We start from the raw sequence: 22,180 nt of genomic DNA on the forward strand, positions 1-22,180 counted from the left end.
CTTGGTGCTTTTGTAGCTGACGGCATCATCAGCTCGCATTTCACTTATACAGTGCGTCTCGTATCTCGGCAGAGGCGCCCAAGCGTTTGGATAGCTCGTGCGCGTAGCCCTGGACCAAGCTCTCGAAGCGGGCTTTGTCCACGTGATCCAGGCGAGCCGTAGGTCCCGCGATAGTCAGCGCCCCGACGAAGCGATCATCGTCACCAATGACGGGTGTCGACCACGAAGACGTATAGGGATCTCGCGCCCCGCGAGAAGAGAGTGGCAGCCGTTCGTCACTCGAGCATTTGCCTTGGGCCCACATGGCAAACACGCGTCCCGTCGACGAGAGGTCCGGCGGCATCACGGTGCCGGCCAAGACCTGACTGTGTAGCCCCTGATGGGGTTGATGACGAAATAAGCACAGGCGGTGACCGGGCTGCCCGGACTCTACGTAATACGCTGCGCTTTCGCCGGTTTCCTCGGACAGGCGTTCCAGTATGGGCATCACGACGGCGTCGAGGTCAAAGCCGCGCTCGTAGACCCGCGCCAAGTACAGCACGCGCGGCCCCAGGCTGTAGCGGCCGTCGATCTCGCGAACGACATAGCCGCAGCGGACCAGCGAATTCAATAACCGAAAGATCGTGGTTTTGTGCAGGCTCAACCGAGTGGCAAAGTCCGCTAGCGAAAGATGTTCAGCTCCAGGTTTGAAGCAGTCCAGCACACTTAATGCGCGTTCTACCGCGGTAACGCCATCGTTGCTCATCAGCTAATTTCCCTTGTATATCCTAGTCTGTTGTATAGAGTACAGCGCAGTTGTACGAAAATACAATGGTGGCATCATTCAAAAAGATCAAGGAGACAGGAATGTCGAGCTCCCTATTGGTGGTGACCGCGCATGTCGGCGATTTTGTCTGGCGCTGTGGCGGCGCTATGGCGCTGCATGCGCAGCGTGGCGTTCCTGTCCATTTGATTTGCCTGAGTTATGGCGAAAACGGCGAGTCGAATGCGGCTTGGCAAGGATCCGAGCCGGTGGCGCGCGATACAGTCAAGCAATTGCGGCGTGCCGAGGCCGAGGCAGCCGCCAAGATCCTCGGCGTAGCCTCGCTGGACTTCTATGATTTGGGCGACTATCCCTTACCTGATTCGCCCGAGGCCATATCGCGTATTTCCCGAGCCATGCGTGCGACAACGCCCGCGGCGGTGCTGACCCATCCGGAGCATGATCCCTCTAATCTGGATCATTGCCGGACTTATGAAATGGTGTTGCGCGCCCGTATGCACGCGATGGCGCCCGGGCACGGGGCCGACCATGTCGTGCCGCCACAGATTCTGTGCTTTGAGCCGCACCAATCCGAGCTGTGTGGTTTCAAGCCAAATCTGCTGCTGGAAATCACCTCGGTGTGGGATCAGAAATGGCAGGCCATGCAAGCGATGCCGACACAGCGCAACCTGTGGGCGTATTACGAGCGTGTGGCCTTGCAGCGTGGTGCGCAAGCAGGGCGGCGCGCCAAGAGTACAGGCACGCTGTATGGCGAAGCCTATCAGAGCATTTTCCCTGCCGTGGTGTCCGCCTTCGTAGAGTGAACATCATCCCGATGACGTGCAATGCCAGCCCCCACGCGTGAGGAGCATGCGCAACGTCGGGACGGGCAGCGTTTTACCTCAAAAAATCTACAGCAATGAAACTCAGGAGGAGCATGATGAAGAAGAAAATTTTGGGTGCGGCTGCACTCATATTGGGAATGTTGCCTTTGGGCCAGGCCTTGGCCGAGTATCCCGAGCGCCCGATTCGGATGGTGATCCCCTTTGCGGCGGGCGGGCCGGCGGATTTGGTAGGGCGTGAGTTCGCCACGTTGCTGGGCCAGAAGCTGGGGCAGACCGTGGTGGTGGTCAACTTGGGCGGCGGGCATGGTGTACCCGCGCTGAACCAGGTCTTGGGCCAGGACGCCGATGGCTATACCTTGTTGATGCCCGCGTCGGGCAACATGACGGTCCCGTCCAAGGTGATGCAAGACAAGGATGTCTTGGCGTTGTTGGCGCCGATCAGCTTGCTGACGAAAAGCCCGCACGTCTTGGTGACGTCCGCCAAGCTGCCCGTGAAGACGACGCAGGAGCTGATTGATTATGCCAAGGCCCATCCGGGCAAGGTTAACTTCGGCTCCGCAGGGGTAGGCGGTGTTGCGCACTTGGGCATGGAGTTGTTCAAGAGTCAGGCGAAGGTCGATGTCGTGCACGTGCCGTATCGTGGGACGTCGCAGGTGATCACGGACCTGGCCGCAGGACAGGTTCACGCGTTGTTTAGCAGCATGCCGTCCTTGAAGCCGATGATTGATCAGGGCACAGTGACCGCGCTGGCGATGAGTGCGCCGAGCTCCGGGAGCTATACGTCTACATTGCCCGTGATTACCGAGACATTGCCGGGCATGGAGTACACCACTTGGTATGGCTTGTTTGCCAAGGCCGGCACGCCTGCGGAGATCGTGGAAAAACTCAACCAAGCCGTGGTCGACACGTTGAAGGATCCGGAACTCAACAAGAAGTTTGATCCGCAGGGTGTCGAGTTTGTCTCGAGCAGTCCGCAAGAGCTTGCCGATCTCGTGCGTAAAGATACCGCGAAGTGGACCAAGCTGATTGAGGAAGCCGACATTCAAATTGATTGAGTCGGATAGCGTTGGCCGTTCGAGTGGATAGGAGGCCAGGCCGGCCTCCATCTAGACGTTAATCACTCAAGCGTCCAGCGCCAGTGCCCGGTCCAAGCCTCGCAAGAGCGCCACCACCGTATCCAGGTACGGTGTGGCAATACCGAGCTCTTGAGCGAAGCGTTGCGGTTGGCCCAGCAACGCTTCAGCCTCGATTCGCCTGCCTAGCAGCACATCTTGCAGCATGGACGGCCGTCCATTCGACGCCAATTGCGTCTCGGCCGCCCGGAGGGCGTCCTCGTCGGTGATCGGTGATCCTAGCGCGCGTGCAATGTTGGCCATCTCAAGCGCCAGTGCGCGCTGAATGTCGGGTAGGCCGGGTATCTGTGCACAGTGGGCCGAACCCAGTCTCGTCAATGCGCAAAATGGGCTTCCAATCGCATTGCGCAACAGCTTGCGCCATATCTCGTAGCGTATGTCGTCGGTTGTTTCTCCTCCCAGGCCTGCTCTGCTGAATAGCTCCGCAAGCTGCCCCGCGCGTCCTGGCAAGCGTCCGTCTGGTTCGCCGAAGACGTAGCGATTAACGCCTCGGTGCAAAACATGTCCGGGGGTTTCGACTTCGTTGGCCGAATAGATGACGGTCCCTATCGCGCGCTCGGGACCGAGGCGATTCCAGAGCGCGCCTTCGGGATCGAGTAATGGCAATGCGTCTGAGCCCTGTTGCCGTCCATAGTTCCACCACCAGGGGATACCGTTGGATAGAAAGGCCACCACGCCATCAGGCGCCAACAGACGCCTCAAAGCGTCGGCCTGAGCTGGCAAGCTCGCGGCCTTTAGCGCGACCAATATGATGTCTTGGGGCGGCAGGGTAGCAGGGTCGTCGGTGGCATGATCGAAATGTGCGTGCCACTGCTCACCGTCAGCATGACGCAACGACAGTCCATGTGAACGAATGGCGGCGAGGTGAGCCCCGCGCGCGACAACACTGATTTGACCAACACCCGCATCAGCTAATCGCACCGCCACATTGCTGCCAACTGCACCAGCGCCAAATACGCAGATCTTCATGTCGCCCCCAGTCCGAAGCCCGCCCGGTCGAGATTTCTCCTCGGTCGCGGGTACGTCGATCGTCCATTGTAAATACCGCTAATGTTTGTACAAATCGATACAGGTTGGCTGGGTTTTGAAATAGGTCGCACAGTATGCTTGGCCGTCCGGTTGACAAAAGGATACTGACAATGAAACCGAAAATAGCGCTGATCGCTTCTCTCATTGCCAGCTGTGCGCTGGCCTTTACCGCTCAGGCGGCGCCGCCCGAGGGTAAGGGGCAGGGTAACAGCGCAGGGAATTCCGGCAAGGGTGGCAATGGCAACTCGCATGCATCGGACAAGGGTAATTCTGGCAAGGGAAATTCCGGTAACGGAAACTCGGGCAACGGAAACTCCGGCAAAGGAAATTCCAGCTCCGGAAAGTCGAACGCCGGTAATCAGAGTGGCGGCTCCCAGGCGAGTCAAGGCGGGGGTAAGAACGCCGATCGTCGTTACGACGATCAAGGCCGGTATTACGACTATTTTGATGATCATCGAGACCGTCAAGGCCATTTGCGTGGTGATGATTCGTTCAACGATCTCGTGTACGCGGGTATCACCGCCGCTCTGGCACGCGAGTATGCGCTGGATTACGGGCTGGGTGGCTACTCTGACTTGCCACCCGGTATTCGAAAGAACCTGGCTAGGGGCAAGCCTTTGCCTCCGGGTATTGCCAAGAAAACAGTCCCGGGTTCGTTCATGGGTCGCCTACCAAGTTACCCGGGTTACGAATGGCATGTCGCTGGTACGGACCTGATCCTGATCGCTGTAGGTACCGCCGTGATCGCCGATATTCTTTACGACGTGTTTGATTGATTAGGCGGTTCTGCCGCCGACCGGCCAAGCGGTCGCGATATCCTCAGCTTGGCCGGTCGCCCTTTAGCGTGATGCGGTGCATGACGCGGCGAAATCCGTGATAGTCATTGATCGGGTTATGCATGGCGCAGCGATTGTCCCAGAATGCGATAGCGTTGGGTGACCAGGCGAATCGGCAGGTGAATTCTGGTTTGACTTGATGCTCGAACAGGAATGACAGGAGCGACGCGCTTTCCTGGTCGCTCATACCTTTAATGCCTGCGGTGTGTGCGACGTTCACATACAAAGCCTTGCGGCCCGTTTCGGGGTGGGTACGCACGATGGGATGCTCGGCAGTGTGGTTTTGAGGCGCGTCCATTTTGCCGTCGGACTTGATGCGGTCTTCGCGAGTGCGTGACACGTCGGCCTTGGCCGACGTACTGATGCCGAGCAAACCATCCAGTAGTCGCTTCATGGTGTCGGACAAGGCCTCGTACGCCAGGTATTGATTGGCGAACAGCGTGTCACCGCCGTAGGGAGGAATCTCTCGCGCCAGCAGCATGGACCCCATGGGAGGTTCTTCCAGGTATGTGGTGTCGGAATGCCAGATTCCGCCGAAATTCGAGCGCTCGTTTTCCAGCTTTTTCACTTCGATAATTTGAGGGTATCCCTCCAGTCCACTGACAAAGGGATACTCGATAGGCGTTCCCATGGCGTGTGCGAAGTCCAGGAACTGCTGTTGAGTCAGATCCTGATCCCGCAGAAAAATAACTTGATGATCAAGCAATGCCTGACGCACGGCCGACGCCTGCGAGGCGTCCAGTTTGTTGCGCAAATCGATGCCGCTGATCTCCGCGCCTAATGCGCCGGCGATTCTCCGGGTTTCCATAGTGTCTCCGCGTTTGGCGTGCCCAGTTCCGACCGGGTGCCATGTCTGTGTATGATTGGTACGTACAACGATAAAACATACGGAGACAATATGCGAATTATCCCCAAAATGGTAGGTTCGATCCTTGCTACCACCTGTGTCCTAGGGTCGGCCATGGCCGCCGAGGCCTTTCCTCAAAAGCCTGTGAGTCTGGTCGTGCCACAAGCCCCTGGCGGCGCGTCGGATTCGTTGGCGCGGATCATTGGGCAGGCGTTGGGAGAGAAATGGAAGCAACCCGTGGTCGTGGAAAACCGAGCCGGCGCGGGTGGCAACATCGGCATGGAATACGTGGCCAACGCCGGTAATGACGGCTACACCCTGCTGATGAGCTATGAGGGTTCGCACGCGATCAATCCTGCGCTGTACAAAAATTTGCCGTTCGAGGTCAAAGACGACTTTGCGCCCGTTGCCACTCTGGCCACCTTGCCGTTCGTCGCAGTGACCAATCCCAAGACCGGCATCAAGAACTTATCTGACTTGGTGAAAGCCTCTAAACAAGCACGCGTGACTTATGGATCGGCGGGTAATGGGTCGGTTAATCATTTGCTCGGCGAGATGTTTAATTCCGCCGCCGATATCAAAATGGTGCATGTACCGTATCGAGGGGCGGCACCCGCGATCAAGGATTTGCTGGGCGGTGAGATAGACGTGGTCTTTACCAGTCTGCCGTCGGTCAAGAGTCATATCGATTCGAACACCCTGGTGCCGCTGGTCGTGACTAGTGCAAAGCGATCACCGAATGCCCCTGACATTCCGACCATTGCGGAGCAGGGCTATCCATCGTTTGACGTGAATCCCTGGTTCGGTTTGTTCGTTGCGTCTGGCGTCAGCGCCGACAAAATTCAGCTCATGAATCGCGATATTCGCGCACTGCTGGAGACGCCCGAGATTCAGAAGAAATTTGCGGCGCTGGGTGCGGACACCTATATCACGACACCCGAGGAGTTTGGCAAGCAGGTCGACGGAGCGCTCGCGCGTTGGGCGGATGCGGTAAAGGCCTCGGGCGCGCAGGTGGAGTGATTCAGGCGGTCTGTGTGCTAGAGCCGTGGTCCCGCGCACAGCGCGGCCCGGCATTGCCTGTCGTTTTGCTTCAGCCTCGTGCGCCTCACTCTGCAGGGGGCGAGTCGTTGCGGGATGCGCGTAGGCGGCGTACGTGTTCATCGACCTGACTGCGCAGTTGTTCGATTCGCTGTGGATCGGCAGCAGTCGCCGCCGAGGCGCGCAAGTGCGATGTCAACTTGGTCAGCTCCGCGATATCGGCGTCGCGCGAAGCATCGCTGACTCTTCGGGTATGGCGGCGGCTCAGCAAGTCAGCGAAGCGATCGCGCAATGCCACGGCCGTCATCGCCCGCAGAGGCTGTTTCAGAAAGGGGGGCCATCCCAACGCTGCGCCGGCTGCTAACGCTGTCGTCTTGACCCACGCTGCGCTGGATCCGCCGCCGGGCGCGGTGCGGATGAAAGAGCGGACCAGTTCCTGCCGATCATGCTCCATTTTTACCAGGAGGGCCTGTCGGTCAGCTTGCGTGGTCATCGGCATAATGACTCCGGGCAGTGGCGATATCTAGCCGCACCTGGCGGCTAAGTTCGGAAAAAGGCGAATCTTTTGGCGCGTTGCGACTGGCGATGGCCAGCGAAATCAACGTGATCACCAGCCAAGCAGCCGCCACCAACCAGGCGGCCAGCGTGCGGGAGTCGGTATCCCAGAAACTGACGATCGTGGCCACCGATACAAAGCTCAGTGTTCCCAGTCCGCAAAACACTACGCTGACGCCGCTGATTAGTGTAGAAAGCAGAGCCGCCCGATAGAGCGACAATTCGATGCTGACCAGTTCCAGGTAGTCTCCTGGGCGTTCCGCGGCAAATTTTGCGATGTGGCGCAATCGGCGAAATCGTTCTGAAATCATGGCGTCTCCTTAGGCGTTGCCACATCTGATGCAGCAAATAGCATGCCAGTCCGCCTGCGCTTCTGTGGAGAGGATAGATCTGCAAGAGCGGGCCGTTCGAGGCGGCGTACCTGCCGCTGCGCACGCTACATTCCGCCCGCCGACCTGTAGGCATACCGATTGAGGGACGGCCCGTAGGTCTGACGACGCCTTCGACTACGGTATTGGTGGCACCGCGTCACCTCACCGGGTACAGGACTTGCTAAATCGTCTGCGTCTCGATTCCAAGGGCAACCATGCCGACAAACAGAAAAATCAGGACACTCAAAACAAAGACCGAAGCGGCTTCCCCACCAGCCCCTCGCTCGAATGCGGTGTCGCGCTTTTTCGATCATTCTGCCGCGAATGTCGCTAAATGGGTCGGGTCGTCCGTGGCATTCGGATCGGCGCTGCTGGCAGTACTGATCTGGGCCGCCGCTGGGCCGGCCTTTGGATATTCGGAGACTTGGCAACTCGTCATCAACACTGGCACGACGATTATCACCTTTCTGATGGTTTTTTTGATCCAGCAAAGCCAGAACAAGGACGGCCGTGCTCTACACCTGAAGCTGGACGAACTGCTTATTGCACTGAAGGACGCCGACGAGGCATTCGTGGACGCTGAAGACCTCGATGAAGACAAACTGAGGGCGCTGGCTGCCGCTTGTACTGCGCGCGCGCGCAAGCTGGCACGACGCAACCGCCGACAAGTGCGTGGTTCTAGAAAATCAGCTTCAGCACCCCAGTGATGGTCAGCAAGCCCACAATGAAAATAATAGCGATGATCCAAAGGATGATTTTCATTCGTCGGTCCTTTCAGCGATGGATAGCACTGCCAATACGACGCACGTACCGTGCCCAAGCCTAATCCCGCCGGACACACCAGTATCGACAGCATACTCCCTGGGTGGCAGCACCGAGCTGTCTTTTTCAGGACTACCAACGTGGAAATCTGTCACCAGTCGGCGCTATGGCTGTGTGAGTGCCGCGTCCTGTGCACACCGCAGCAACGTGCTCACCCAGCGTCCTCGTTGCGATTGATTGCGCCATAACAGCCCCAGCTCGCGCGGCGGCGCCAATTCGCCGTCTGGACATGACACGGGCGGAACCGCAAGCTTGCACAGGTGTTCACCAGCTAACCCCTGGCCAATATCTGGCACTAATCCGACGCCCAGGCCCCGTTCGACCAGCAAGGCAATAGCCATGATGGAATTGAGCTCGATCCGCTCGTGCGGCCGTATGCCTTGGGCCTGTAGGTAATGTTGCGCCAGGCTGCCGCCCGCCAACTGCCTGTCGTAGCGCACCAGGGGCTCGTTGCGCAACAGTTCGAGAGGATCGCGCTGGGCATCGCACGCTCGCGCCAGGACCACCAGTGGCTCTTGGCGCAGCGGTGTCCAGCTTACGGTCTTGGGCAGGTCGAACGATAGCTTCAGGCACAGAGCCGCATCGAGCTCCGACTGCACCAGAGCACTGTACAGCGTCGGTGTGATGCCGATACGAAGGGCGATGCGCACTCTAGGATGCAGGGTGGTGAAGGCTTGCAGGACGTCGGGCAGGAAACCGTGCAGTGCCGTGTTGACTGTGCCCAGTCGTAACTCACCTTCGTCTTCGTCAGTGACAACCCAGTCGCGCAGCGCGTCGGCGTCTTGCACGAGAGTGTGGCCTCGTTCCACTAGCCGTTGTCCGGCCGCAGTAGGCTGGACGCTACGACCCTGGCGCACCAGTAGGGAAACATCCAGTTCGCGCTCGAGCGCGCGCATCTGCTGGGCCACGGCGGCAGGGCTGAGGCCCAGCTGTCGTGCGGCTTCCGACATCGAGCCGGTGGCGACCACTTTCAGAAAGTGATTTAAGTAGCGGATATCCATTGCCTGTATTTTCTTTCATTTGATGATAGCGGCGCATACTGTATTGCCACGGCAGTGTCGGACGACAATATTCTATTCGGGCCCGACCGGCCCCGTATGCAGAACAAGGAAATCCAATGAGTCGCTTCGCCCCGCGTTCGCCTTCCCGTCGCCATGCGCTGGCTGCTGTACTTGGGCTGACCGCCATATCGATGGCGCCCGCCTGGGCACAACGCACCAGTGCTGTCCGCATCATTGTGCCATTCGCCCCGGGAGGGGGTAACGATGTGTTGGCCCGCCAGTTGGCGCACGGTCTGAGCCAAATGTTCAAGCTGGACGTGATCGTAGAAAACAAGCCCGGGGCCGGTGGCAACCTGGGCTCTGAGCAGGTGGTGCGGGCCTCACCGCAAAGCAATACCTTTTTGTTGGGCCATACCGGTACGGTGTCCATCAACCCGGTGCTTTACAAGGACTTGAAGTTTAATGCTTCGACTGACTTGCGGCCGGTCGCCATGTTCGCGTCCTCGGCCCTGCTGCTGGTGGTGCCGGCTGAATCGCCCATCAAAAATGTTGCGCAGTTGGTCGATGCCTTGGGTACCAAGGGCTCAGACATGGATTACGCATCCAGCGGTACGGGTACCGGCGGTCACCTGACTGGCGAGATGTTCTTGCAGACCCTGGGTGCACAGGCCGTGCACGTGCCCTACAAGGGTACCGCGCCCGCGCTGGCGGACGTCGCTGGCGGGCTGGTCGATTTCAGTTTCAGCGTCATCCCCGCCGCCATGGCGCTGGTTAAGTCCGGCAAACTGCGTGCCCTGGCCGTGACCAGCGCCAAGCGGGCGAATCTGATGCCTGATGTTCCCACCATGATCGAATCAGGCGTGACGGCACTGGCCGATTTCGAAAGCACGCTGACTTACGGCATCCTGGCGCCCAAAGCCGCGTCCGCAGAGGTGGTGCAGCAGCTTGAGGCAAAGATACTCGAGGTTGCCGCCACCCCCGAATTTCAGTCTAGGCTGGCGGTGGAGGGGGCCGAGCCCATGCTGGGCAATAGCGTCGAATACGCCCGCCGGATCCAGGAAGAAAGCCGCAAGTGGGGTCACGTAATAACCGTTTCCGGCGCATCGGTATGAGCGCGGGCACGCCCGGGATGGCAGTCTCCTTGATTGAACAGTGCCTCAATCCGGCCGGCGATACCGAACTTTTTTCGGACCGGCAATGGCTGCAAGCACTGCTGCGCTTTGAGGTCGGGCTGGCCAGTGCCCAGGCGGCCGCGGGCCTGGTGCCTGCATCGGCGGCGGCGGCTATTGCCCGGGCATGCGCAAACCTCGAGTTGGACAGCGCTGATTTCATCGAGCGGGCGCGCCGCACGGGCGCATTTGGCATCGGGCTGGTTGACCCCATTCGTGGCATGCTGGCCCGCCACGATCCCGATGCGTTGCCGTACTTGCATTGGGGCACTACCACCCAGGATGCCGTTGACACGGCTCATGCCTTGCTGACCAAGACCGCACTGCTTGCCGTTCTGGATGAACTGCAGGGGCTGGTCACCGCTTTGCGCACGCTCGCCCATACCCATGCGGCCACGCCAATGATGGCACGCAGCTTGCTACAGCCCGCTCAGCTCACTAGTTTCGGTTTCAAATGCGCACAGTCCGCCGCCGCCTTGCAGCGCAGTGTTGACCAACTGCGTACGTTGGCGCCACACGCTCTGTGCGTGCAATTGGGAGGCGCTGTGGGCAACCGCGCCGCGATGGCTCATCGCGCCGTCCAAGTGGAACTTGTCCTGGCCGCCGAGTTGGGACTGTGGTCCTGCGGACAAAGCTGGCATACGCAGCGCGATGCCTGGACGAGGCTGGCGCTGGAAGCTTCCGTGTGCGCGGGCAGTCTATCCAAACTGGCGCGCGATTGGTCGCTGATGTCTCAGTTCGAAGTGGGCGAATTAGCTGAGACACCGCGCGGCAGGACGTCCAGCGCTATGCCTCATAAACGCAACTCCGTGCATTGCATGCAGGTCATCGCCCAGACTCAGCCGGTCCCCGGGTTAGCGGCATCGCTGCTAGACGCCATGACGCAGGCGCACGAACGGGCCATGGGCGAATGGCACGCCGAGCTGTCGTCCTGGGCGCCGCTATGGCGCCGCGTGCATGGTGCCGCCGCCGCGATGCGTCGGGCCGCCGAAGGCCTGCACGTCGATGCTGCACGCATGCAGTCGCATATCGACGCGCTGTACGAGGTCATTTTCTCGGAAGCCTGCTCTGATGCGCTGACCCCTATTGCGGGTCGCGAAGCGGCGCAGCAAGCCATCGAACAACTGGCGCCGCAAGCCCTGGCGCAACGTCAGCCGCTGTCGGCCCTATTACAGCAATGGGTCGAAATCACTCACGGGACCGAACAGGCACGCGCTGCAGCACAGGCCTTGGCAGCGGCCACCGATCCACAGCACGCCGTACGCGCCTCGGCCGCGTGTTGCCGAGAACTATTGCGTACGCTTGATGCCGCCGTATCCTCTTCTTGCAATTTGGAGCCTCACCATGTCTGATTCCCTTCCCACCGACGCGCTAGAGCGTGGTCTGGCAAACCGACGCAAGCTTTTGGGCGATGCGTGGGTGGACCGCTCGGTCGGCAACGCCAACGTTCTGAACGTGGAATTCCAGCGCATGATCACATGCTATGCGTGGGACAGCATCTGGAGCCGGCCAGGGCTCGATCCCCGTACACGCCGCATCATGGTGCTGGCCATCACCGCGTCGATGGGTCGCTGGGAAGAATTCGAACTACATATCCGTACTGGTTTGCAGGCACCGGTTGACTCTCCTGACGCGGCGGCACTCGATCTGGATACGATCCGCGAAGTGCTGTTGCAGACCGCCGTCTATGCTGGCGTGCCGGCCGGCAACACCGGCATGGCGATCGTGCTGAAAGTCCTGGAGACACTGGACCGCAGCCCACCCAAAGTGGATTTCTGGACGGGTCGCCCGGTCGCGTAAAGCGGGTCGTTGATCAGTTGATTGGAGCGATCGGCGCTGCCCCCGTGGGGTTTCGGTCAAGGGGTGGGGTCTGTCGGTTCCGCTCCGTTCACATGTCGTTCCGGTTTCAGGAATTTGACAGTCATTCTCCTTTCAATGCCAGGTCGAGACCGAATAAGATATAGAGGTAGCTTTGTTGGGGTTAGCGCTCAAACACTGGCTGCGGTCGGGCGGCATTCAAAAGACAAGGAGATGGCAATGAAGAAAGTTCTTGGTGTCTATAGCGCTCCCCGCCCTCATTGGGTAGGGGACGGTTTCCCCGTGCGCAGTCTCTTTTCGTACCAAACCCTCGCAAAGCAGCTCAGCCCTTTTTTGTTGCTCGATTACGCGGGGCCCGCTGAGTTCACGCCCACCACCCGGAAACGCGGTGTCGGACAGCATCCGCATCGCGGGTTTGAAACGGTCACTATTGTTTACAAGGGCGCGGTCGCTCACCGCGACTCGACGGATCAGGGCGGCACGATTGGTCCGGGCGACGTGCAATGGATGACGGCCGGTGCGGGAATTCTTCATGAAGAATTCCATTCTGAGGCCTTCATGCGCGATGGCGGCACCCTTGAGATGGTGCAACTATGGGTAAACCTGCCAGCCAAGGACAAGATGGCCGCACCGAGTTACCAGGCAATTGTTGATCGTGACATACCTGCCATCCCTCTGCCAGATGCCGCCGGGACGGTTCGAGTGATCGCCGGGCAATATGCTGGTACAGCAGGCCCCGCAACAACTTTCTCACCCATGCACGTCTGGGACATGCGTCTGAATCAGGGAGGTATCAGCGAGCTGGATGTGCCTGATGGTTGGAATACGGCACTGGTTGTGTTGCACGGAACGGTGCTGGTCAATGGCGACACCGTGGCTCGTGAGGCACAAATGGTAGTGCTGGATAAGGCCGGTAGTCATTTGTCCATTGAAGCGAATAACGATGCAGTCTTGTTGCTTTTAAGTGGGGAGCCTATTGATGAACCCATTGTTGGCCACGGCCCATTTGTCATGAATAGCCAAGACGAAATCAGCCAGGCGATAGCCGACTTCAATAGCGGCCGCTTCGGACAGATGACGGCGGCATGAGTGAGCCTGCAGTTGCTTTAACCCGTTAAGTACGAGCTTGCGGGCAACATGCATGAGTGCGAATCCAGCACTCGTCCACTGACACATTAAGGAAGACCAAAATGACCACTCCTTACAAACGTCTAGATAAAGCCCAAGCTGCTGTGTTGCTGGTCGATCACCAAACGGGCTTGCTTTCCCTGGTTCGCGATATCGATCCCGATAAGTTTAAAAATAATGTGCTGGCTATGGCTGATCTGGCGAAATATTTCGAGTTGCCGACCATACTGACCACCAGCTTCGAGGATGGTCCTAATGGTCCGCTGGTGCCAGAGTTGAAAGAAGCGTTTCCCGATGCGCCTTATATCGCCCGCCCCGGCCAGATCAATGCCTGGGATAACGAGGATTTTGTTAAAGCAGTAAAAGCCACCGGCAGAAAGCAGTTGATCATCGCAGGCGTCGTGACCGAAGTTTGCGTGGCGTTCCCGGCGCTGGCAGCCATCGAGGCCGGGTACGACGTATTCGTGGTGACTGATGCTTCGGGTACTTTTAACGAGATCACACGCCATTCGGCATGGGATCGTATGTCGTCGGCCGGCGCGCAATTGATGACATGGTTCGGCCTGGCTTGCGAACTGCATCGTGACTGGCGTAATGACATCGAAGGCCTGGGTACGTTGTTCTCCAACCATATTCCGGATTATCGGAACTTGATCAATAGTCACACCAAGTTCACATCCTGAACCGCCTCTGAACCCCAAAAGGTAGGCACCGATCCCACCTTTTGGGGTTTTTCCTGGCGTTCTTTCGCGATTTTTCCAGAAACTGGAACTGGGTGCGCCATTGGTCAAGCGTCGCGATTCAGCGCCCAGCGCAGCTTTTCCCTCCATCCACCGGAAGGCAAACACCGGTAATGTATTTTGCCTCGTCCGACGCCAGGAATAACGCCGCATGAGCGACGTCCCAGGCGTCACCCATCTTCCCCATTGGAGATGCGGCATGGCGCTGGCGGCGCATTTCCTCTATATCCTCGAATTGGCCGGATATCTGTCGATATATCAAGGGCGTGTCCATCACCCCCGGCAGGACGGCGTTGACTCGAATACCGTCCTTGGCATATTGCACAGCCATTGCGCGCGTGAGTTGATTCAGTCCTGCCTTGGCCGCTGAATAGGACGGGTAGGGATAGCGGTTGACCTGGATCGAGGCTAAAGAAGAAACGTTTACGATCGCGCCGCGTCCTTGGGATAGCATCACCGGAATGACATGCTTGCAGGTAAGGAATACGCCTGTCAGATTGGTGTCCAGGACACGCCGCCAGCTCTCCTCCGAGGCCTGGACGACATCGCCCATTTCGGTGATGCCAACGTTGTTGTGCAGCAAATCAATCTTGCCATGATCTTGGGTGATTTGCTCTACGACTTTCTTCAAGTCTGTGGATGAGGTCACATCGGCCTGTAGTGCGACACATGTGCCGCCCTCTTTCAGAATGAGATCGCGCGTGGCCTGCGCGGCGTTCAGGTTTATGTCTACGGCATAGACGACTGCCCCTTCGCGTGAATATAAAGTGGCGGCGGCTTTACCGTTGCTCCAGCCGGCTTCGCCAGAGCCGGCTCCCATCACCATGGCGACCTTGGAAGTTAAGCGATTTCCCATCCGTCAATCCACCGCAATGTTGGCAAACTCAGCGACCTTTTTCCACTTGGTAATATCATTCTTGATCATGTCGCCGAACTGGTCAGGCGTATCGGCAATGACATAGGCGCCGAGGGCTTCATATCGTTTTTGCGTTTCTGGATTTTTTAGTGCGCGAACGGCCGCTGCGTGCAATTTATCTAGCACGTCCTTTGGTAAGTTGGCCGGTGCGAGAAGGCCGTTCCACATTTCAGCGTCGTACTCGGGTAGTCCTACTTCAGCCGCGGTAGGCACGTCAGGCAACTGCTTCAGGCGTGATTTTCCTGCAATCATGACGGGTATCAGATTGCCCGCCAGCATGTGTGGCATGGATGACGCCGCGGTGTCCCAGATCATATCGACTTGACCGCCGATAACGTCGTTAAGTGCCGGTCCCGTTCCTCGATAGGGCACGTGCAGGATCTTCAGGCCCGTCATCGATTTGTAGTATTCCATGGCCATATGCGTGGCGCCCCCATTGCCTGAAGACGCGTAGGTATGCTTTTTTGGCGAAGTTTTCAGTATTTCCACGAAGGATGCATAGTCCTTTCCGGGGAACATCTTGTTCACCGCAATAACGCCCGGCACCCGAATAATCTGAGTGACAGGCGTGAAGTCACTATAGGCGTCATACGGCAGGTTTCGGTACACGGCCGAGTTTGTTCCGTTGGTGCTGGAGGTGCCCAGCAACAGCGTATAGCCATCCGGCTTGGCGCTCGCGACGACTCGAGAGCCAACGGTGCCGCCGGCACCCCCTCTGTTGTCTACGATGACGGTCTGGCCCAATTCCTTGGACAATGCATCCGCCATGATGCGGCCGACGACATCGGATGTGCCGCCCGGCGGGAACGGGACGACCAAGGTGATGGGCTTGTTGGGATAGTCCGTTTGTGCGAAAGCGGGCGCCATGGGGGCGCTTAGAACAAGGGCGGAAGAAGCTGCCAGCATTATTGATTTAATAGTTTTCATCATTTGTCTCCCTGCTGCAGAGTTTGTGCCGCCGACACCTTTGTCGGCGGCGTTGAAGCCTAGGCGATACGATCGCCGGGCTTGATCTTTGCTGCGCGGTTATCTACACCGGGCAGCATCTTTGATGGGTCACGAGTGACAACAATGTCTATGACGGTAGGGCGATCTGTGCAGGCGGCACCAGACTCCAGCGCGGCGCGAATGTCAGCGGGATCTTCGACACGAATACCTTGGCACCCCAACGCTTGTGCCACGTTGGCGTAATTGGTGTCGACCAAGTCGGAAGACTGGTACGCACCTTCTCCGTACATCAAATGTTGTAGTGCCTTCACGTAACCGGAGGCAGCGTTGTTCACGACCAGCAGTGTGAATGGCAATTTCAGTCTGACCGCGGTCTCCAATTCACCAATGGACATATTGCAACCACCATCACCTGTCAGGCTCAGTACCCGTCGGCCGGGGGCTGCCAGTGTGGCGCCAATGGCTCCGGGTATGCCGTAGCCAATCGAGGCAAAGCCGCGATCTGGTACAAAGGAGCGGCCTGGTCGCTTTGTGTCAAACAGAAGCCCACCCCAGTGCGCCGCAAAGCCGCCATCTGCAATCAGAAGCCCATCTTCGGGAAGCCAATCGTTAATTTCATGCAGCAAGCGTGCCATGCCTACTGGCCGCTCGCTTGAACGCAGCTTATCTGCCACCGAAGCACGCCATTCGTTCATGCGCTTGCGGGTTTCCGTCGCCATATCACCGCGCGCCGCGGTATTTTGCATAGAGAGTATCTGGGCTTGAAGCTCCGGAAGCGTAGCCTGGATATCGCCCCACAGACGTACGTCGGCGGGCGTGGTTCGATCGAATTCTTCCGCCAGGATATCCAGGTGAATCAGTGGCACCCCGCTGGGCAACAGATCAAAACGGCGCGTCGCCACCTCTCCCAATTTGCAGCCCACAACAAATAGGCAGTCCGCTTTCGCAATCAGGTCGTTTGCGATGCGGCTATAGCGTCCAAAAAGGCCGGCGTTCAAGTCATGCGTGCAAGCGATGGCGCCTTTTCCACTTAACGTGTGCGCCACAGGAATATCGAGCTGCTCAGCGAAAGCCTGCAAGGTTTGCGCGGCATCGCTGAGATGGACGCCACCTCCGCACAACATGATGGGGCGACTGGCGCGGGCCAAGAGAGATGCCGCCTGCTTCAGCGCCTCGGTGTCAGGTCGAATACGAAGCGCGGGAATGCGTGTTCTCGCGGCATTGGCGGTGAATTCTGATGCATTAAAGGTATAGGTGTCGTGTGCAATGTCTTCAGGGATGTCCAGTACAACGGGGCCTGGCCGGCCGTGGGTTGCCACTGCAAACGCACGGCGCACCAATTCTGGAATACGCTGGATGCGCTCTATGCGGATCAACTCTTTGCACACAGGGCGCAACAGCTCGACTTGTCGCGTCTCTTGCGTCATGTTTTTCCAGGAGTGATCGCGATGTGAGTCGCCAACCTGGACAACGAGCGGAGATCCTGCGTTTAACGCCTCGGCCAGGCCGGTGACCAAGTTGGTTGCGCCGGGTCCCAGGGTGGCATCGCACACACCGGGGCGGCCCGTAATTTTGGCATATGCATCAGCGGCGAAAATCCCGCAGCGCTCGTCATTAATGAGGTAGTGCGTCAGCCCGAGACGACGTACCGCGTCATAAAACGGCAGCATCTGGAAGCCACCCATGCCGAACATTGGACCAACGCCATGGGCCGCATACATACGTGCGACTGCCTCACCGCCCGTGATTTCAAACTTATCCGACATATTGAGACTTAACTCCTTTTTGAGTTAGCTATCTACGCGTAGCGCAGCGTAAAAAGATTTCAGTGTTTGGCCAGGTTTCACCCCCAGCTTTTGCGCGGGTTCATTGGCTCGAGAAATGACCCCGTCGTGGTAGCACGAGCTGGCGTCGCCGATGCGTGCGCTATCGGCACTAACCGTCACTGCCGCAATACCGCGACGTGCTAGCGACGGCAAGCGCCCGTAGCCGGCATCGTCTTTCCCGCCCCCCGCATCATGGAAAGATATGACTCGAACGGGCACGTCAACACTGTCCGATCCGGACGACGCCAACAATCCCCCATGCGAGGCCGTGACGACAAGCGCGCCTTTATCATCGGGTGAAAGTAACGACACTGAATCGATACCGATGATCGCAACAGGGGCACCGGCCTCCAGTGCATGGCGGGACTCATTGATTGCGGTAGGCGGTTGGGCTGGCGCAAGAGACAGTGTGGCCAGTAAACGCGCAGCCTGAGAAACCCGCATCCCTGGTTCGCAGCCATGTTGCAAAGCGCATGCATTGGCGTGGCTGATCAAACCGTTGTCCATCATGTCCGCGCCGTCCCCGATACGCGCAGAGAAATGATCAACCGCCGCGGCTGCAACGCCATAGGCTTGGAGATAGCCCAAGGCAGCAACGCCCGAAGCATCTTTACCAATGCCCGCGTTGTTCAGAATAATCGCCGCGATACCTGCAGAGGCGGCCAGATAGCCGGAGTAGGCGCCTCCATGTGAAGCGGCTATCACCACCGCTGACCGATGATCAGCCTGAAGCTTCGTCACACTGTCCAGAACAACAACGGCAGTCAAATGCAACTCCATATTGTGGAATATTGATAGATACGATCTATCGCGATTTAAATTGCTTTATTGTTGATTTATTCTAGATATCAAGCATGGCTATTACAATATGGACTTCCACGTGATGGAATCAATTTAGCTTATGGTTAATCATCAACTCGTCCCGAAAATGCCAGCGGGCGCTCAAAGTCTTTCTCGCGTGTTGCGCCTGCTGAAGCAGATTGCCGCTGCGCCTCCTCGTGGTGCGGGGCTCAGTGATCTGGCCACTGCGACCGGTCTGACACAGCCAACCGCTCATCGCATGCTGGTCGCGTTGCAGCATGAAGGATTCGTACTGCAAGATTCGAACTTGAAGACTTACGCACTAGGACGCGAGGCATACGTCCTGGGATTGGCCGCGGCACGTCGTCACGGCATTTTGCAAATGGCCGAGGCCGGTCTTCAGCGGATCGCGCTGGAGACCGGGGACACGGCCTATCTCTCGATCCGCTCTGGAGATGATGCCGTTTGCGTGGATAGAAAAACTGGTGATTTCCCAATCAAGATTCTGACGTTGGAGCCTGGCCATCGCAGGCCCCTCGGCCTGGGCGCCGGAAGCCTTGCGCTGTTGTCATTTCAAAGCCAGGCAGATGTGGACGACGTCCTCAGCCGCTACGATTCGGCACAACATCCCGCTTACCCTTCTTTGGACGTTCTGCATGAGGATATTGCGCTGACACGTCAGCATGGCTATGCATTGAATCCTGGAAGAATCATCCCCGAGATGGTCGGTGTTGGTGTACCGGTGCTAGATGATCAAGGGGCGGTCAGCGCCGCGTTGAGTGTTGCTGCCATTAGGTCACGCTTGTCGGGCGCCAATTTGCAACGCGTAGTCGATATCCTGCACCGAGAAGCGCAGCAGTTGAAAGAAGCGTTGCGGATGACAAATATTTCGCTATAGCCAAATGAGCTGAAAGGGGCCCGCAGACCTGTCTTGTCTTGACGACGTGCGAGAGTTGCACGGTTACATGGGTGCGTTGCCGTGCATTGACATACGTGGTGTATGTTGGATATGGTTGCCAACATTCATCCCGTATGTCGGGCGGCATACGTCTCGGATCAGTTTTTTGGAAAAACAGATGGCTCAAAAGCGTGCGGACATGATTTCGGAGACCCGGGCCAAGCTCATCAAAGCGGCCAGGGAAGCGTTCGCGACGAAAGGGTACGCGGAAAGTTCGATGGATGATCTGACCGCTCAGGCCGGGTTGACGCGCGGCGCGCTCTATCATCACTTTGGCGGCAAGAAAGGGCTGCTGGAAGCGGTGATCGCTCAAATCGATGAAGAGATGACGGAGCGACTTTCGGTGATCATAGAACAGGCGGACTCCCCATGGGAGGGCTTCATCGACGAATGCATCGCCTACATCAAGATGGCGCTTGAACCCGAGGTTCAGCGAATCGTGCTTCTGGACGGCCCCGCGGTGTTGGGCGATCCGTCACGATGGCCCAGTCAGCACTCGTGCATCGTGAGTACACAGCGCAGCATTCAGAAGCTCATCGAAGACGGCGTTGTACGCCAGGTCGATGCGTTGGCGACAGCGCGCTTGATCAGCGGGGCATTATTGGGTGTCTCGTTATGGATCGCCAGCGCAAGCGACCCTCAGTCTGCTTCAGAAAAAGCCATACAGGGGTTTCAGGCGCTGACGACGGGGTTGCTGCTATAGGCGTCTTCCGCAGGCAAGTAATCTCCGGCTCACCCGCAAATCCGTCAGTGCGTTGATCGTTTGTGCCATGATTATGGGCGTGTCGCGCTCGATGATTGCTCAACGTCCGAGGTCACTGCGTCACGCGGCAAATCCGCCATCAATCAGCAGGCTCGCACCGGTGACCATGGCGGCTTCAGGTCCTGCCAAATATGCCACCATGGCCGCAATCTCCTCTGGCTGTGCATGACGCTTTACCGCCATTAGATCGTGCATGTCGCCGGCCATCGGGCCTTCGACGGGGTTCATGTCTGTGGCGGTGGGACCGGGCTGTACATTGTTGATGGTAATGCCGCGTGGTCCCAGATCGCGGGCCAAGCCGCGCGTCAGGCCCACAATGGCGGCCTTGCTCATCGCGTAGGTCGCGCCCCCCGCCCATGGCATGCGTTCCGAGTTGGTGCTGCCGATAGTCACAATACGCCCGCCTTCGCCCATGTGGCGTGCCGCCGCTTGCACACCGACGAATACCGCGCGGACGTTTACGGACAATGTACGGTCAAAATCTTCGAGCGTAAAAGTGTCGAGCTCGCCAAATATCCCCACGCCAGCGTTGTTCACCAGCACGTCTAAACGACCATAAGCCGTCACTGCCTGCTCGATAGCGGCGACCAGCGCCGCTGCATCGCTACTGTCTGCCCGTATAGCCAGGCTTCGCCCGCCCGCAGCGTTGATGTCGGCTGCAAGCGCCTCGGCTTCTGTGCTTGAGGAGGCATAGGTGAACACGACTGCCGCACCATCGGTGGCCAGGCGTCGCACAATGGCTGCCCCGATTCCTCGGGCCCCGCCGGTGACAAAGGCGACTTTTTCGGAAAGCGGGGAGGACGTTGGGTTGCTCGTGTTGATCATCATGGTGAAAACTCCTTGATATTAGATCTGGGAATAACAACTGCCGTATCGGTAGCGCTAGTATCAAAAATTCCACTCTCATCCGGTAGCCATAGCGCGGATGGATTATTTTCAACTAATGGTTGAAAATATGGCCATGCAGCCACTTGGCCACCTCGAATGCTTCGTCAAGTCCGCCGAAAGCGGCAGTTTCTCTGCGGCTGCGCGCCGGCTGGCACTCACGCCCGCGGCAGTCAGCAAGAATGTGGCAAGGTTGGAAGCCTCGCTGGGGGTGCGGCTGTTCCAGCGCAGCACCCGAAAACTGACGCTTACCGAAGGCGGTGAGCGTTTTTTGCAACAGATCAGTGCCGCGCTGACGACGCTTTCAGACGCGGTGAACGATGTCTCTGAGCAAGACAAACAGCCGGCCGGCACATTGCGTGTCAGTATGGGACAGGCTTTCGGGCGCGCTTATATGGTGCCATTGCTGGATACATTCCTGCGACGCTATCCTGCTATCGTGCCCGATTGGCGTTTTGAGAACCGTCAGGTCGACCTGATCGGCGAGGGATTCGATGCGGGTATCGGCGGAGGGCTGGATCTCAAGCCTGGCGTAGTTGCACGCGAACTCGGCCGCATTCATATCGTGGCGGTGGCTTCTGCCGCCTATATGGATGACAAACCGAAGCCCTGCAGCCCGTCTGACCTTGCCGCATTTGATGGCATCGTGCGACGCGCCAGCCACACTGGCCGCCTGAACCAATACTCGCTGCGCAACGCGGCTGGCGACACGGCGATCGCAGACTTGCAGCCTCGCATCATCTTCGATGATCCCGATGCCATTTGCCAGGCGGCTCTGATGGGACTTGGTGTCGCGTTGCTTCCGATGCCATTCGCCGTGCCCTGGCTGCAAACCGGGGCGTTGCTAAGGGTACTGCCCGGATGGTCAGCGGATGTCGGCCCGGTGTCCTTGTACTATCCTGCGAAGAAATTGCTTCCGGCCAAGACAAGGGTGTTTGTGGATTATGTTATCGAGCAGTTCCGGGAGCGGGATTTTGCTCGTTTGGTCCAGAGCGAGGGGTGAAAGGGC

General features: G+C 58.3%; 25 protein-coding genes. 13 read left to right on the forward strand and 12 right to left on the reverse strand.

Features of this window, described 5'->3' with window-relative positions:
• Positions 1 to 40: 40 nt before the first annotated feature.
• Positions 41 to 745 carry an IclR family transcriptional regulator gene (locus ACNAZS_RS08580; protein WP_415788198.1) on the reverse strand — a complete coding sequence of 235 codons (705 nt, stop codon included), beginning with the start codon at positions 743 to 745 and terminating at the stop codon, positions 41 to 43.
• Between the two features lie 101 nt (positions 746 to 846).
• On the opposite strand from ACNAZS_RS08580, the gene ACNAZS_RS08585 reads away from it, so the two are divergent.
• On the forward strand, positions 847 to 1,566 hold the full coding sequence (locus tag ACNAZS_RS08585; protein ID WP_415788200.1) for a PIG-L deacetylase family protein: 720 nt from the start codon (positions 847 to 849) through the stop codon (positions 1,564 to 1,566).
• A gap of 113 nt (positions 1,567 to 1,679) precedes the next feature.
• Complete coding sequence (locus ACNAZS_RS08590; RefSeq protein ID WP_415788202.1) at positions 1,680 to 2,642, forward strand: Bug family tripartite tricarboxylate transporter substrate binding protein; 963 nt, start codon at positions 1,680 to 1,682, stop codon at positions 2,640 to 2,642.
• A gap of 66 nt (positions 2,643 to 2,708) precedes the next feature.
• On the opposite strand, the gene ACNAZS_RS08595 is transcribed toward ACNAZS_RS08590, so the two are convergent.
• Positions 2,709 to 3,689, reverse strand: a complete 981-nt coding sequence (locus tag ACNAZS_RS08595; RefSeq protein ID WP_415788204.1) for a ketopantoate reductase family protein — start codon at positions 3,687 to 3,689, stop codon at positions 2,709 to 2,711.
• Between the two features lie 170 nt (positions 3,690 to 3,859).
• Here ACNAZS_RS08595 and ACNAZS_RS08600 point away from each other — a divergent pair, with 170 nt between their 5' ends.
• Positions 3,860 to 4,525: an anti-virulence regulator CigR family protein gene (locus ACNAZS_RS08600; RefSeq protein ID WP_415788206.1), complete on the forward strand. Its 666-nt coding sequence runs from the start codon at positions 3,860 to 3,862 to the stop codon at positions 4,523 to 4,525.
• 43 nt (positions 4,526 to 4,568) lie between these two features.
• Here the strand turns inward: ACNAZS_RS08600 and ACNAZS_RS08605 are convergent, their stop codons facing one another.
• A complete protein-coding gene (locus ACNAZS_RS08605) occupies positions 4,569 to 5,393 on the reverse strand; it encodes a TauD/TfdA dioxygenase family protein (protein WP_415788208.1) in 825 nt (274 codons plus the stop codon).
• A gap of 90 nt (positions 5,394 to 5,483) precedes the next feature.
• On the opposite strand from ACNAZS_RS08605, the gene ACNAZS_RS08610 reads away from it, so the two are divergent.
• Positions 5,484 to 6,452 (forward strand): Bug family tripartite tricarboxylate transporter substrate binding protein, encoded by a 969-nt coding sequence (locus ACNAZS_RS08610; protein WP_415788210.1) that lies wholly within the window; start codon positions 5,484 to 5,486, stop codon positions 6,450 to 6,452.
• Between the two features lie 85 nt (positions 6,453 to 6,537).
• On the opposite strand, the gene ACNAZS_RS08615 is transcribed toward ACNAZS_RS08610, so the two are convergent.
• The gene (locus tag ACNAZS_RS08615; protein ID WP_415788212.1) at positions 6,538 to 6,963 is read right to left on the reverse strand and encodes a hypothetical protein; all 426 of its coding nucleotides are present in this window, start codon (positions 6,961 to 6,963) and stop codon (positions 6,538 to 6,540) included.
• Positions 6,947 to 7,336 (reverse strand): phage holin family protein, encoded by a 390-nt coding sequence (locus tag ACNAZS_RS08620; RefSeq protein ID WP_415788214.1) that lies wholly within the window; start codon positions 7,334 to 7,336, stop codon positions 6,947 to 6,949. Before ACNAZS_RS08620 ends, ACNAZS_RS08615 begins: the two co-directional genes overlap by 17 nt.
• Before the next feature lie 275 nt (positions 7,337 to 7,611).
• Here ACNAZS_RS08620 and ACNAZS_RS08625 point away from each other — a divergent pair, with 275 nt between their 5' ends.
• The gene (locus ACNAZS_RS08625; protein WP_415788216.1) at positions 7,612 to 8,103 is read left to right on the forward strand and encodes a low affinity iron permease family protein; all 492 of its coding nucleotides are present in this window, start codon (positions 7,612 to 7,614) and stop codon (positions 8,101 to 8,103) included.
• Here the strand turns inward: ACNAZS_RS08625 and ACNAZS_RS26740 are convergent.
• Together ACNAZS_RS26740 and ACNAZS_RS08630 are read right to left on the reverse strand one after the other, a co-directional pair.
• Positions 8,075 to 8,158 carry a small membrane protein YohP gene (locus ACNAZS_RS26740; protein ID WP_453889830.1) on the reverse strand — a complete coding sequence of 28 codons (84 nt, stop codon included), beginning with the start codon at positions 8,156 to 8,158 and terminating at the stop codon, positions 8,075 to 8,077. The two genes, ACNAZS_RS08625 and ACNAZS_RS26740, sit on opposite strands and share 29 nt — an antisense overlap.
• Before the next feature lie 164 nt (positions 8,159 to 8,322).
• Positions 8,323 to 9,219: a LysR family transcriptional regulator gene (locus ACNAZS_RS08630; protein ID WP_415788218.1), complete on the reverse strand. Its 897-nt coding sequence runs from the start codon at positions 9,217 to 9,219 to the stop codon at positions 8,323 to 8,325.
• 116 nt (positions 9,220 to 9,335) lie between these two features.
• Between ACNAZS_RS08630 and ACNAZS_RS08635 the strand changes: the two genes are divergently transcribed.
• From ACNAZS_RS08635 to ycaC, 5 genes are all read left to right on the forward strand, one after another.
• On the forward strand, positions 9,336 to 10,331 hold the full coding sequence (locus ACNAZS_RS08635; protein ID WP_415788220.1) for a Bug family tripartite tricarboxylate transporter substrate binding protein: 996 nt from the start codon (positions 9,336 to 9,338) through the stop codon (positions 10,329 to 10,331).
• On the forward strand, positions 10,328 to 11,740 hold the full coding sequence (locus ACNAZS_RS08640) for a lyase family protein (protein ID WP_415788222.1): 1,413 nt from the start codon (positions 10,328 to 10,330) through the stop codon (positions 11,738 to 11,740). The genes ACNAZS_RS08635 and ACNAZS_RS08640 overlap by 4 nt, the downstream gene beginning before the upstream one ends.
• On the forward strand, positions 11,733 to 12,188 hold the full coding sequence (locus ACNAZS_RS08645; protein ID WP_415788224.1) for a carboxymuconolactone decarboxylase family protein: 456 nt from the start codon (positions 11,733 to 11,735) through the stop codon (positions 12,186 to 12,188). Before ACNAZS_RS08640 ends, ACNAZS_RS08645 begins: the two co-directional genes overlap by 8 nt.
• Before the next feature lie 237 nt (positions 12,189 to 12,425).
• Entirely contained in the window at positions 12,426 to 13,295 is an 870-nt protein-coding gene (locus tag ACNAZS_RS08650) for a pirin family protein (protein ID WP_415788226.1), read from the forward strand.
• 101 nt (positions 13,296 to 13,396) lie between these two features.
• On the forward strand, positions 13,397 to 14,017 hold the full coding sequence (ycaC, locus tag ACNAZS_RS08655) for an isochorismate family cysteine hydrolase YcaC (protein ID WP_415788228.1): 621 nt from the start codon (positions 13,397 to 13,399) through the stop codon (positions 14,015 to 14,017).
• A gap of 118 nt (positions 14,018 to 14,135) precedes the next feature.
• Here ycaC and ACNAZS_RS08660 read toward each other — a convergent pair whose 3' ends face one another.
• The 4 genes from ACNAZS_RS08660 to ACNAZS_RS08675 form a co-directional block, all read right to left on the reverse strand.
• On the reverse strand, positions 14,136 to 14,930 hold the full coding sequence (locus ACNAZS_RS08660) for an SDR family NAD(P)-dependent oxidoreductase (protein WP_415788230.1): 795 nt from the start codon (positions 14,928 to 14,930) through the stop codon (positions 14,136 to 14,138).
• A gap of 3 nt (positions 14,931 to 14,933) precedes the next feature.
• Positions 14,934 to 15,857: a Bug family tripartite tricarboxylate transporter substrate binding protein gene (locus ACNAZS_RS08665; RefSeq protein WP_415788232.1), complete on the reverse strand. Its 924-nt coding sequence runs from the start codon at positions 15,855 to 15,857 to the stop codon at positions 14,934 to 14,936.
• A gap of 119 nt (positions 15,858 to 15,976) precedes the next feature.
• A complete protein-coding gene (locus ACNAZS_RS08670) occupies positions 15,977 to 17,704 on the reverse strand; it encodes a thiamine pyrophosphate-binding protein (protein WP_415788234.1) in 1,728 nt (575 codons plus the stop codon).
• A gap of 24 nt (positions 17,705 to 17,728) precedes the next feature.
• Complete coding sequence (locus ACNAZS_RS08675) at positions 17,729 to 18,532, reverse strand: hypothetical protein (RefSeq protein ID WP_415788236.1); 804 nt, start codon at positions 18,530 to 18,532, stop codon at positions 17,729 to 17,731.
• A gap of 160 nt (positions 18,533 to 18,692) precedes the next feature.
• Here ACNAZS_RS08675 and ACNAZS_RS08680 point away from each other — a divergent pair, with 160 nt between their 5' ends.
• Entirely contained in the window at positions 18,693 to 19,463 is a 771-nt protein-coding gene (locus tag ACNAZS_RS08680; RefSeq protein WP_415788880.1) for an IclR family transcriptional regulator, read from the forward strand.
• A 178-nt stretch (positions 19,464 to 19,641) separates the two neighbouring features.
• The gene (locus ACNAZS_RS08685; protein ID WP_415788238.1) at positions 19,642 to 20,226 is read left to right on the forward strand and encodes a TetR/AcrR family transcriptional regulator; all 585 of its coding nucleotides are present in this window, start codon (positions 19,642 to 19,644) and stop codon (positions 20,224 to 20,226) included.
• Positions 20,227 to 20,346: 120 nt separating this feature from the next.
• On the opposite strand, the gene ACNAZS_RS08690 is transcribed toward ACNAZS_RS08685, so the two are convergent.
• Positions 20,347 to 21,114 (reverse strand): SDR family oxidoreductase, encoded by a 768-nt coding sequence (locus ACNAZS_RS08690; RefSeq protein ID WP_415788240.1) that lies wholly within the window; start codon positions 21,112 to 21,114, stop codon positions 20,347 to 20,349.
• 133 nt (positions 21,115 to 21,247) lie between these two features.
• On the opposite strand from ACNAZS_RS08690, the gene ACNAZS_RS08695 reads away from it, so the two are divergent.
• Complete coding sequence (locus ACNAZS_RS08695) at positions 21,248 to 22,174, forward strand: LysR family transcriptional regulator (protein ID WP_415788882.1); 927 nt, start codon at positions 21,248 to 21,250, stop codon at positions 22,172 to 22,174.
• Positions 22,175 to 22,180 lie beyond the last annotated feature (6 nt).

Origin of the sequence: Bordetella tumulicola (genome assembly GCF_965138755.1) — a bacterium.
Lineage (GTDB): Bacteria > Pseudomonadota > Gammaproteobacteria > Burkholderiales > Burkholderiaceae_B > Bordetella_A > Bordetella_A tumulicola.